This is a genomic window from Acetobacter pomorum (assembly GCF_002738225.1).
In the GTDB taxonomy this organism is placed as follows: Bacteria; Pseudomonadota; Alphaproteobacteria; order Acetobacterales; family Acetobacteraceae; genus Acetobacter; species Acetobacter pomorum.
Window position 1 is genome coordinate 1 of sequence record NZ_PEBQ01000191.1, and the last position, 9,777, is coordinate 9,777.

Annotated in this window: 9 protein-coding genes and 5 pseudogenes; 10 read left to right on the top strand and 4 right to left on the bottom strand. The window is 48.1% G+C overall.

The features are described 5' to 3' along the window. Nucleotides 1–126 precede the first annotated feature (126 nt). Nucleotides 127–437 (bottom strand): annotated as a pseudogene (locus CSR02_RS14915) (transposase); the annotation flags it as partial. Between the two features lie 45 nt (nucleotides 438–482). On the opposite strand from CSR02_RS14915, the pseudogene CSR02_RS17115 reads away from it, so the two are divergent. The 8 genes and pseudogenes from CSR02_RS17115 to pqqE all read left to right on the top strand — a co-directional run. Continuing rightward, nucleotides 483–632, top strand: a pseudogene (locus tag CSR02_RS17115) (VIT1/CCC1 transporter family protein); the annotation flags it as partial. Continuing rightward, a pseudogene (locus tag CSR02_RS17120) lies at nucleotides 628–762 on the top strand (transcriptional regulator); the annotation flags it as partial. The pseudogenes CSR02_RS17115 and CSR02_RS17120, both read left to right, overlap by 5 nt. Next, nucleotides 759–863, top strand: a pseudogene (locus CSR02_RS16900) (arsenate reductase); the annotation flags it as partial. The pseudogenes CSR02_RS17120 and CSR02_RS16900, both read left to right, overlap by 4 nt. A 738-nt stretch (nucleotides 864–1,601) precedes the next feature. Beyond that, nucleotides 1,602–1,682: a pyrroloquinoline quinone precursor peptide PqqA gene (gene pqqA, locus CSR02_RS14950; RefSeq protein ID WP_014457297.1), complete on the top strand. Its 81-nt coding sequence runs from the start codon at nucleotides 1,602–1,604 to the stop codon at nucleotides 1,680–1,682. Nucleotides 1,683–1,771: 89 nt separating this feature from the next. After that, a complete protein-coding gene (gene pqqB / locus CSR02_RS14955; protein ID WP_099542217.1) occupies nucleotides 1,772–2,683 on the top strand; it encodes a pyrroloquinoline quinone biosynthesis protein PqqB in 912 nt (303 codons plus the stop codon). Further along, nucleotides 2,680–3,420, top strand: coding sequence for a pyrroloquinoline-quinone synthase PqqC (gene pqqC / locus CSR02_RS14960; protein WP_050818443.1), 741 nt, complete (start codon nucleotides 2,680–2,682; stop codon nucleotides 3,418–3,420). The genes pqqB and pqqC overlap by 4 nt, the downstream gene beginning before the upstream one ends. Nucleotides 3,421–3,441: 21 nt before the next feature. Next, on the top strand, nucleotides 3,442–3,717 hold the full coding sequence (gene pqqD / locus CSR02_RS14965; protein WP_099542210.1) for a pyrroloquinoline quinone biosynthesis peptide chaperone PqqD: 276 nt from the start codon (nucleotides 3,442–3,444) through the stop codon (nucleotides 3,715–3,717). After that, nucleotides 3,714–4,811: a pyrroloquinoline quinone biosynthesis protein PqqE gene (gene pqqE / locus CSR02_RS14970; protein WP_099542211.1), complete on the top strand. Its 1,098-nt coding sequence runs from the start codon at nucleotides 3,714–3,716 to the stop codon at nucleotides 4,809–4,811. The genes pqqD and pqqE overlap by 4 nt, the downstream gene beginning before the upstream one ends. A gap of 495 nt (nucleotides 4,812–5,306) precedes the next feature. On the opposite strand, the gene CSR02_RS16690 is transcribed toward pqqE, so the two are convergent. The 3 genes from CSR02_RS16690 to CSR02_RS14985 form a co-directional block, all read right to left on the bottom strand. Next, the gene (locus tag CSR02_RS16690) at nucleotides 5,307–5,480 is read right to left on the bottom strand and encodes a hypothetical protein (RefSeq protein WP_167384168.1); all 174 of its coding nucleotides are present in this window, start codon (nucleotides 5,478–5,480) and stop codon (nucleotides 5,307–5,309) included. A 413-nt stretch (nucleotides 5,481–5,893) separates the two neighbouring features. Next, a complete protein-coding gene (locus tag CSR02_RS14980; RefSeq protein WP_099542212.1) occupies nucleotides 5,894–6,385 on the bottom strand; it encodes a type II toxin-antitoxin system YhaV family toxin in 492 nt (163 codons plus the stop codon). Nucleotides 6,386–6,387: 2 nt separating this feature from the next. Continuing rightward, nucleotides 6,388–6,720, bottom strand: coding sequence for a type II toxin-antitoxin system PrlF family antitoxin (locus CSR02_RS14985; RefSeq protein ID WP_099542213.1), 333 nt, complete (start codon nucleotides 6,718–6,720; stop codon nucleotides 6,388–6,390). A gap of 132 nt (nucleotides 6,721–6,852) precedes the next feature. On the opposite strand from CSR02_RS14985, the pseudogene CSR02_RS14990 reads away from it, so the two are divergent. Together CSR02_RS14990 and CSR02_RS15000 are read left to right on the top strand one after the other, a co-directional pair. Continuing rightward, nucleotides 6,853–6,942 (top strand): annotated as a pseudogene (locus CSR02_RS14990) (IS5/IS1182 family transposase); the annotation flags it as partial. Between the two features lie 618 nt (nucleotides 6,943–7,560). After that, a complete protein-coding gene (locus CSR02_RS15000) occupies nucleotides 7,561–9,534 on the top strand; it encodes an acyltransferase family protein (RefSeq protein ID WP_099542215.1) in 1,974 nt (657 codons plus the stop codon). Nucleotides 9,535–9,777 lie beyond the last annotated feature (243 nt).

Genomic DNA, 9,777 nt, shown 5'->3' on the forward strand with positions numbered 1-9,777 from the left:
TAAGAGCGCATCTGACCGGGTCTTCACGTTAAATCGGTATTCATCATCCAGCCGGTAGAATAATACGTTTTGGAAATAACATCGAGAGAACAATGTGAGGTATTGCGCTTAAACGGCCATTCACATAGGCGGTCGAGTTCCGCCTGGGCAAAATACGCAGAAGCCTTACGCAGGATTTCATTGGCCTGACGCAATTCGCGGTTCTCTCGCTCCAGTTGCCTGATCTTCTCCCGATCAGGCAGGTCACTCACCGCAGGCGCATTGGCCCGCTCATGCAGACGGGGCCATTTTGACAGCGTGTCAGGGTGAATATCCAGTTTTAGAGCGATCATCATCACCGCAGACCACCGCGAAGGATGGTTCTTCTCTTCCTCCAGAACCATGCGGGCTGCACGGTCACGAAATTCAGGCGGAAAACGCTTCGATTTGTTACTCATGAATTCTTCTTACCTCACGGGTCTTGCTGTCTCCACAAAACCCGGGGCAATTCAGTCTCGGTCAGTTCCCAGGCCGATTCCGAACACGCCGACATCGCCCGCGAAAAACAGGAGCTGGCCACGGACTGGGAGGGAGAAGTCACTGAACTAGCTGGGATCTATCAGAAGAGAGGGCTGGATGGAGACCTCTCGCGCCTGTCTTTCTCGCCTGCACGACCTGATGCTTTTCCTCGTCAGGGACTGCTGTGCAGGCAGCCCCGAACTCTGTGCTCCCCTGATCGTGACCCTGTCCTCCTGCTGTCCGTCCCCGGAATCCTGCTCATGACCATCACGATCTATCACAGCCCGGCCTGCGGCACGTCGCGCAACGTGCTGGCACTGATCCGCAACAGCGGCGAGGAACCCTGGATCATCGAATATCTGAAAGCACACCGGACAGCAGTCTCTCTGCTCAAAAAGGGGCTTTTCCCCGCCATATCGGACGGACAAAAGGCTGCCTGAACTCAAAACGCCATGCCGTGTGCGATGGCCAGGACCGGCTTGTCCGGCTGCATCTGACCGCAGGTCAGTGACTTCAAAGGCGCAGACGTGCTTCTGGCAGATCTCCCCGACGAGATAGAAGAAGTCATCGGGGACAGAAGCTATGACAGCAACCGGATCAGGTTATCGCTTGCAGAACGCAATATCACTGCCTGTATCCCCCGAAAAAGAACCGGAAATCAAAGCCGCCTTACAACTGGCATCTGTATAAAAAGCGTCATTTGATCGAAAACATGTTCGCAAAGCTGAAAGACTGGCGACGTGTTGCGACCAGATACGACCGCTGCGCTCATACATTCATGTCTGCAATCCACATCGCAGCATGCTTCATCTTCTATCTTAAAGAATGAGTCCTGAGCCTAGCTTATCTAAAGTGCTTTAGAAGACTCCGACCGCCAAGACAAATCTTGCACAGATTTTGTGCGGTTGCGGTGTACAGCCCCTCTTTTATTCACAGTTGCGTGAAAATAGGCCCTCTACCCGCCTGTTTGGAGGGTAAAACACTTGCGTGATAGCTATTTTTCATCACACTGCAAGGCGCAAAAGCGGCTTTTTCCTGCGGATCTTTATCTCAAGAACCTGTAGGAAACGGCCCTGTTTCAACTCAATCAAGGAGACAGGCTCATGGCTTGGACCGCACCAAAAGTAACCGAAATTCCGTTGGGCGCCGAAATCAACAGCTACGTTTGCGGCCAGAAGAAATAAGTCAGGGTTATACCCAAGCTTAGCCGCCAGCCATTACCGGTATGAACGCCGGTTTTGCACTGGCGGCTTTTTTATTTAGATGTGTTGTTATGCTTGAGATTGTTGTTCTTGGTGCAGGTGCAGGTGGCGGTTTTCCGCAATGGAATTCTAACGCTCCTGCTTGCCGCCGCGCCCGTGCGGGAGACCCCGCAGCCCCTTCCCGCACTCAGGCCTCCATTGCTGTAAGCGGAGATGGCCAGCACTGGTATGTGCTCAATGCCTCGCCCGATCTGCGTACCCAGATCAATCAGACACCGGATATGTTCCCGCATGAAGGGCTACGCTCCACCCCCATTTCTGGCGTTGTGCTCACAAGTGGGGAAATTGATGCCATTACGGGCCTGCTAACCCTGCGGGAACAGCAACATTTTGATCTGTATGCCACACAACCAGTGCTCGACCAGCTCAACGCAAACCCTATTTTTAATGCGTTGGACCGCACGCTTGTGCCGCGCCATGCCATGCAGCCAGAACACCCTATTCCTTTAACGCCTGCCGGATTTAGCATCACGCCGTTTATTGTGCCAGGCAAAGTGCCCCTTTACGCAGAAAAGGCCGAGAACCCCGCTGAAATCATGAGCAATGGGGAAAATATCGGGCTGGAAATAACGGATGGCCACGCCCGCGCCCTGTTTATCCCCGGATGTGCGATGATGACGGATGCCCTACGCAACCGCATAAACGGCGCAGATGTTGTGTTCTTTGATGGCACGTTGTGGACGGATGATGAAATGATCCGTGCCGGACTGGGCAGCAAAACCGGCCACCGCATGGGCCATATGTCCATTGCAGATGAACCTGATGGCACCATTGCTGCCTTCCGCCCCTTGCATGTGAAACGTAAAGTTCTCATCCACATCAACAATTCCAACCCTATTCTGCTGGCCGATTCACCAGAACGCCGTGCCGTAGAGCAAGCCGGATGGGATGTTGCATTTGATGGAATGAAAGTCTCGCTATGACCAACCAACTGCTCACCCCTGATGAACTGGAAAAAGCTCTGCGTGCCATAGGCGCAGAACGCTACCATAACCTGCACCCTTTCCATCGTGCGCTGCATGACGGCAAACTGAATAAAGGGCAGGTTCAAGCATGGGCGCTGAACAGATATTACTATCAGGCCAGCATTCCCGCTAAAGATGCCTCTCTCCTTGCGCGCCTTCCCACCGCTGAACTGCGGCGTGAATGGCGGCGACGGCTAGAAGACCATGATGGCACAGAACCTGGTTCTGGTGGTGTAGCCCGCTGGCTGAAACTAACAGATGGGCTTGGGTTGGACCGTGCCTATGTAGAATCACTTGAAGGACTGCTGCCCGGCACGCGCTTTGCTGTAGAAGCCTATGTGCATTTTGTGCGTGAACGGTCTGTGCTGGAAGCCATTGCATCTTCCCTGACAGAACTGTTTTCCCCCACCATTATCAGCGAACGTGTTTCGGGCATGTTGCAGAACTATGCCTTCATTACCGAAGAAACACTGGCTTACTTTAAGCCACGCCTCACACAGGCCCCGCAGGATTCCGCTTTTGCGCTGGCTTATGTGAAGGAGCATGCCCGCACGGTTGAGCAACAGCAAAGCGTGCTCAATGCGCTGAAGTTTAAATGTGGGGTGTTGTGGTCCATGCTAGATGCGTTGGATTACGCTTATGTCACACCCGCCCGTATTCCACCGGGTGCTTTCCGCCCAGAAGCTGCGGTATGAACCAAGTGGCTGATGTTTCCAATGATTTCTGAAAACAGTATCCTCCGCTTTGCGCGGGGCACACGCTTGCAACATGACCGCGTGCGGGATGTATGGTTCATTCAAGCGCCTGAACGCGCCTTTCATGCAGACCCTATTGCAGTTGAAGTGCTGCAACTTATAGATGGCACCCGCAATGTGGGGGATATACTGGATCTGCTCTGCCAGAAATTTTCAGCCCCACGGGAGATTATTGCGCGGGATGTGCTGATCCTTTTACAGGATCTAGCCACCAAACAGGTTTTGCAAGCCAAATGAGTGCGCCGCCGCCCCCCATGAGCTTGCTTGCAGAGCTCACGCACCGCTGCCCTCTGCAATGTCCGTATTGTTCCAACCCCTTGCAACTGGAACCACGCACACAGGAACTTGGCACTCAGGACTGGAAACGTGTGCTGAGTGAAGCTGCTGCAATGGGCGTATTGCAGGTTCACTTTTCTGGTGGTGAGCCCATGGCGCGGCCAGATCTGCCCGAACTTGTTGCTCACGCAGCCAAGGCAGGATTATACAGCAATCTGATCATCTCCGGGGTGTTGCTCAATACCAAAAACCTGCAAGAACTGGCTGATGCAGGGTTAGACCACATTCAGCTTTCCTTTCAGGATGCCGAAGCTGAGAACGCAGACCATATTGCCCACATGATAGGTGCCCACGCCAAAAAGCTTGAAGCCGCACAGCTTATTAAAGCCGAAGGCCTGCCCCTTACCCTTAATTTTGTAATCCATCGGCAAAACTGCGAACGTGTGCCTGCTATGCTGGCCTTGGCTGAACAGCTAGGGGCCAGACGCGTAGAAATTGCGCATACGCAGTATTATGGCTGGGGGCTGCTCAACCGTAGTGCATTATTGCCCAGCCGCGCTCAGGTAGAAGAGACAGAAAAGGTGGTTGCAGAAGCACGCGCGCGCCTTTCTGGCCGCATGAGCATAGATTTTGTAACGCCGGATTATTATGCCGACAGGCCCAAACCCTGCATGGGCGGGTGGGGCCAGCGCTTTCTAAACGTTTCTCCCGCTGGCAAGGTGCTGCCATGCCACGCGGCAGAAAGTATTCCGGGCGTTCAGATACCTTCAGTTACAGAAGAATCTCTCGCTCATATTTGGGAAAATGCGCCCCTGTTCCGCTTATTCCGTGGCACAGATTGGATGCCCGAACCATGTCAGTCTTGTGCGTTCAAGGAAGATGACTGGGGAGGATGCCGTTGCCAAGCCTTGGCACTGACAGGAGATGCTACGGAAACTGACCCCGTATGCCACCGTGCCCCGGAGCATGATCTTATTACCCAAGCCATAACCGAGCGGCCAGAAACCCCACCGCCTTTCCATTACAGGCGCTATGGAAAAATCAAGGCCTATTAGGGATTAAGCTGCGTTCTTAAAGAAACGTGCGAAACCATTCAATTTTCCGTCATGCAGTCCACAAATAATAATTTGATCTCCAACAGAGAATACAACTATGTTTTCTGAGCTATGATTCCAAGTTATTATTTGATGAGATCAGTTAATTCGTGGCGATCTTATGAACGAATACTAAGTGATTATTTACAATCTTCTGCTGCCTGAGCGTATCCTTGGCCAGCATAGGATAATCATCTGTTTCTCAATGGAATCTTTCTGTCCTACGCATCGGGTGTTCGTGGCAAGACATGTACGAGTACTACGGCAAGTGGAACTCCATTTACGTTAGGTTTTTGCTGCTGAACTGAACAAGATGTATGGGATGCTCTGGTAGACACTGAGTAGGTTGTTGTGATTCATAGACTTACCGATGGAGGTGAGGCTGTGAATCACAACAACCTTCTCAATTCAATAAATTAATAGGTCCTAAGCCTAGATGCGATTGAAGAAGTTATCTCAAATAGGGATGGCCCAGCTTATCGCCTGTTTGATGCCATGGTTAACATTAAGGAAACGGAAGGAGACGAAGGCTATCGTGGTGCACCGCGCATTTTGCTGGCAATCCTTGAGCACCTTGGCGAGATTTCCAAACAAAAACAGACAGATTAATACCGCATCATCAATGCCCACATATCCCGTTATTCCTGTTCGTTTAGCACATCTTCATAATGGTTTAGCGGGATATTGATATTATCGCAGGTAGGTATGGGGAAGAGGGCGGAGTTTGAAGTCAAGTAAGTTTAAGTAAAGTAAATGGCCGACTTTGCCATTTCCTGATGACATTCAGGCGTGATTAAACTGATGGATATCCGAAGTAATCAGCGCGATATAGTCCTGCTATCATCGCGCTTGATGCCTAACCGTCAAAACTAGTTAGCATGCTGCCAACGTGATTTACGGTCGAGGCTTCGTGTGTCCCCAACCGCCATTGCGCTATTGGATTTAAGCCTAATGGCGAAAACGCATCCTTAGCGTGGTTCAGGCGCAGCCCACAGTCCGATCCAAAGGACAATATGCAATGCTGTAACGTTAAACTGCATTCGTCACGAATTCGGATGAGAGGACTTACCCAGCCGGTCAACTGTAGCCTGATCGGACGCGGCTGCACAAAGAGCGTCCCAATCGTCTGGCGGGTTGCCCTTCTGTAGCATCGCCTTGAAAACTTTGTAAGCGTCAGTCCTTGAACCATAGGTGCGCAATTTCGTCTCATCGTTCACCCAAGCGAAGATGATGATTTTTTCGGCCGAACTATAGCGGAAGAACAGGCGAAAGCGACCATTCCCGAACTTTGCCCTAAACCAATGCTTGTGCGCTTCACCAAGCGTTCCGCCTTGTCTATAGACGGCTGCTGTCGGATCGGCAGGGATTGACTGGAAGAGCAGCTTGTTCAAGGCGGCCAATAACTTCGTGCTCGGTTTTTTTTGATATTCGTGGGGCTTTTTTTCCTTCAACTCCTCAACAGCGCCGATGAGCTTTTCCAACTGATCGAGAAAGAGCGGATGCGCGAGGATGGTCCAGCCATTAATCGTCAGCATAGTCAGAGCGCCACATCACCTTCAATCTCATCATCGAGATCAACGTCCATATTCCCGACGAGCGCGGCTACGCGATCAGGCAAACTGGCAGGGAGGTTGACAAGGCGTGGACGGGAATGGTCGAGCATGTCCTTCTCCAGAAATTCGAGGAAGCGCTCAACGACTGGATCGCTTGTCTCTTCTGTAGCCTTCTCGACATGAACACGGCGCTGATCGTCCACGACGAACGCAATACGCCCACCATAGTCTACACCTAAAGCCTTCCGGACGCTCTTGGGAATAGTCGTCTGGCCCTTAGCGGTGATAGTGCTTTCTGCTTTCAGCAAGTCGACCATGGCTTAACTCCAGTTTTAACTTTCTTCATAGGTAAGGAAATTCCCTTACTTTGTCAAGATGGTCATGCCTCGGCTCAGAATCTAATGATTTGATTGCGGAAATCTGATTCAGGCTCTGTGAAGTGACTGGAGATGAGCGAGCTGTTTTGGCTGACGAACGAACAAATGGAGCGTCTGCGGCCCTTTTTCCCAAAGAGCCACGATAGAGCCCGTGTTGATGATTGTCCCAACTGATCTACCCAGTGACGCCGTTGTCCGTCGTGACAGGGAGATAATCAACAGGTCTTCATCACGGAAACAATGGTTTCCTGATATTCTGCTTTTTTGCCGTGTGTCCACTAGACCAAAGCAGGTAAAAACATGACCACAATCAGGAAATTTCCCAATTTATTGTCGGGCTTTACTTGGCGGGATATCGAGGTGAATGGTGTGCGGATCTGGACGGCTATCCTTTGGCGTCAGCAATACGGATCTCGGTTGAACTGAAGCTTTCTCTGAAAGCCGCCTATATCTACCTTGAGCCTTTTTCTTTACCAGATGCCTGCAAAATTTTTGTTTTTTGGCTTATAAAGCATGTTTATTAAACTGAAAGATGGACAATCAAATATCAGTCTTTACTTATTTTGATGACCTGTAGAAGCATTCAAATATAGACTATAGACTCATAAAATAGATAACATTTCCCTATATATAAAAAATATTTTAAGAAATTACGAAAAACCATCAATAATAAATGTATTATATATTAAATATTTACGAGAGATAGACTTGTTTTAAGACACACGCTCCTTATAAGAGTTGGACAAAACTATTATATTTTAATTTTAACATGTAGAAATAATGAATATTGGCAGCATATCTTTTTCAGAAACCGTGAAAAAATTCTCGTATAGAAAAGACATTGATGGGATACGGGCTATCGCCATCCTCATGGTCATCATCAATCATCTGAACAGCAAATGGCTTCCAGGTGGATATCTGGGTGTAGATATATTCTTCGTCATATCAGGATTTGTGATTACCGGAAGCTTATTTAATTATGGGCACGGGAAAGGTTTACCCTCTCTCCTATATGATTTTTATGCCAAACGACTACGTCGCATCACACCAGCACTGCTAACGAATATTGTCATTTGCAGTACTGCAGTCTGGATAATTGATCCCCAGCCACAGATTTCACTTCAAACCGGTTTTCTCGCGCTATTCGGTTTCTCCAATTTTTACTTATGGAAAATATCCCAGGATTATTTTTCTCCCTCTACAAAACTGAATGCCTTTACCCATACCTGGTCGTTAGGCGTAGAAGAGCAGATATATCTGCTCTATCCATGTCTCTTGAAAATAACCGGATTTTTTAACGAAAAGACTTCCAGACTTTTTCCATTGACCGCTATATGCGCACTTTCAATAGTCTCGGCCATCGTTTTGATGATCCTGCCAGGACATACAACAGGAGGCGCTGCCTACCTGCTTCCTTTTGGTCGTTTTTGGGAGTTTGGCATCGGATGTATTGCATGCCTCTTGTCCCTTCATTTCGAAAATCGTGATCAGAAAAATATTAAAAGCGTTATTTGTTACCTGTCTTTTCTATGCGTTATTTTTTCTGCCGTTCTACCGCAATATCAGAATGTGCTGTGGAGCTTTCTGGCAGCCCCGGCAACAGCTGTATTGATCCTGTTTCTACCTCATACAAACAAGGCACGTCTTTTCCTGAGTGGCAACGTATTACAGTTTTTAGGGAAAATATCGTATTCGTTATACTTATGCCATTGGCCCATTCTATCTTTACTCAATCTGTATATGAAATCTAACACGTCGTATCTTTATAACTTCCTTTTATTGACATTCTTTACGTCCATATCGTCATATTTCATTCTGGAAAAGCGCCTGAAGACATTTTTACAAAATAAAGGAAATGTATTTTCATACTTATTATCATTGCCTCTCATTTTATTCTCGTCTTTGTATGTATTTACATTACACAAATCTCATAATCCCCATCCTCTTGCTATAAATGGGTTTCGTTATCTTCCTGATTCATATGAGAATTTTCCTGTAAAACATACCAACTTTTTTTACTGTACTGTAGAATTCCCCAAACGCCCTCTACATAGCAACACGATGGAGAAATGTACAATTCCACCGGCGAATAAAAACCTTCCCACTCTTTGGATCATGGGAGATAGTCACGCAGGTCATTTGATGGGACTACTTTCCCAACTGCAACAGAAGTCTGGTTACGGCATTCATCTTGTCGAAACGGTTGGTGAGCCCTTCCCAGCCTCAGGTGGTATTTCTTCTCCAGAGCGTCAAAAGCTTTGGAATGCAGCTCTTGCACGGATGAAAAGTGGCGATTTCGTTATTCTGGGACGAATTTTTCTAACCCGAGACGGCGAGATCAAACCTTTGCCGGATATCGAGAACTGGCTGCAGCAAGTCGGAAAGATCGCATCATATCTGGAGGCCAAAAATGTCTCCGTTATCATTATGTCTCCCATCCCGATGTTCAGATTTGATTCATTATATAACTGCGCTCCATCCCAATCGAATAATACGACTTGCGACATCAAGCGAAAGGACGAAGCAAAACCCCTGAATGACATCATGCACGCTATGATAAATGTTCAGGAAAACCACAAAAATCTTTATGTGTTTGATGCATTCTCAGAAATATGTCCGGAAGAATTAACCTCTTGTTCTCCCGTCAGAAATGGAATTCCCTTGTATCGCGACAAGGATCATCTGAATGTTTACGGTTCTGAAATCCTTTATAAAAACTTTTCCGGTTTCCTGAAAAATATCTCGAAACCCTGACGGTCACAATTTTTCATGATACCAACAGTTTGATCTGATTGTGAAAGACAAGGAGTTTGAAACAACTCTCAAGAATATTTTCTACTTTATCATCATATGATAGTGCATATTTGCGGTCAGTCATAATACCCCCAGATAAATTTCATGCTGGATAATCTGTGAGTTGATACATATGTTTTGTCAGCCGAATTATCCGGTGACTTACGAAGCTGTTACAAAATCAGGCTTCGCCCATCTGGGTAT

What these genes read in the sequence shown, in the direction of transcription:
- pqqA (WP_014457297.1), top strand. Translation starts at nt 1,602, where the DNA reads ATGGCTTGGACCGCACCAAAAGTAACCGAAATTCCGTTGGGCGCCGAA.
- pqqB (WP_099542217.1), top strand. Translation starts at nt 1,772, where the DNA reads ATGCTTGAGATTGTTGTTCTTGGTGCAGGTGCAGGTGGCGGTTTTCCG.
- pqqC (WP_050818443.1), top strand. Translation starts at nt 2,680, where the DNA reads ATGACCAACCAACTGCTCACCCCTGATGAACTGGAAAAAGCTCTGCGT.
- pqqD (WP_099542210.1), top strand. Translation starts at nt 3,442, where the DNA reads ATGATTTCTGAAAACAGTATCCTCCGCTTTGCGCGGGGCACACGCTTG.
- pqqE (WP_099542211.1), top strand. Translation starts at nt 3,714, where the DNA reads ATGAGTGCGCCGCCGCCCCCCATGAGCTTGCTTGCAGAGCTCACGCAC.
- CSR02_RS14980 (WP_099542212.1), bottom strand. Translation starts at nt 6,385, where the DNA reads ATGCTGACGATTAATGGCTGGACCATCCTCGCGCATCCGCTCTTTCTC.
- CSR02_RS14985 (WP_099542213.1), bottom strand. Translation starts at nt 6,720, where the DNA reads ATGGTCGACTTGCTGAAAGCAGAAAGCACTATCACCGCTAAGGGCCAG.
- CSR02_RS15000 (WP_099542215.1), top strand. Translation starts at nt 7,561, where the DNA reads ATGAATATTGGCAGCATATCTTTTTCAGAAACCGTGAAAAAATTCTCG.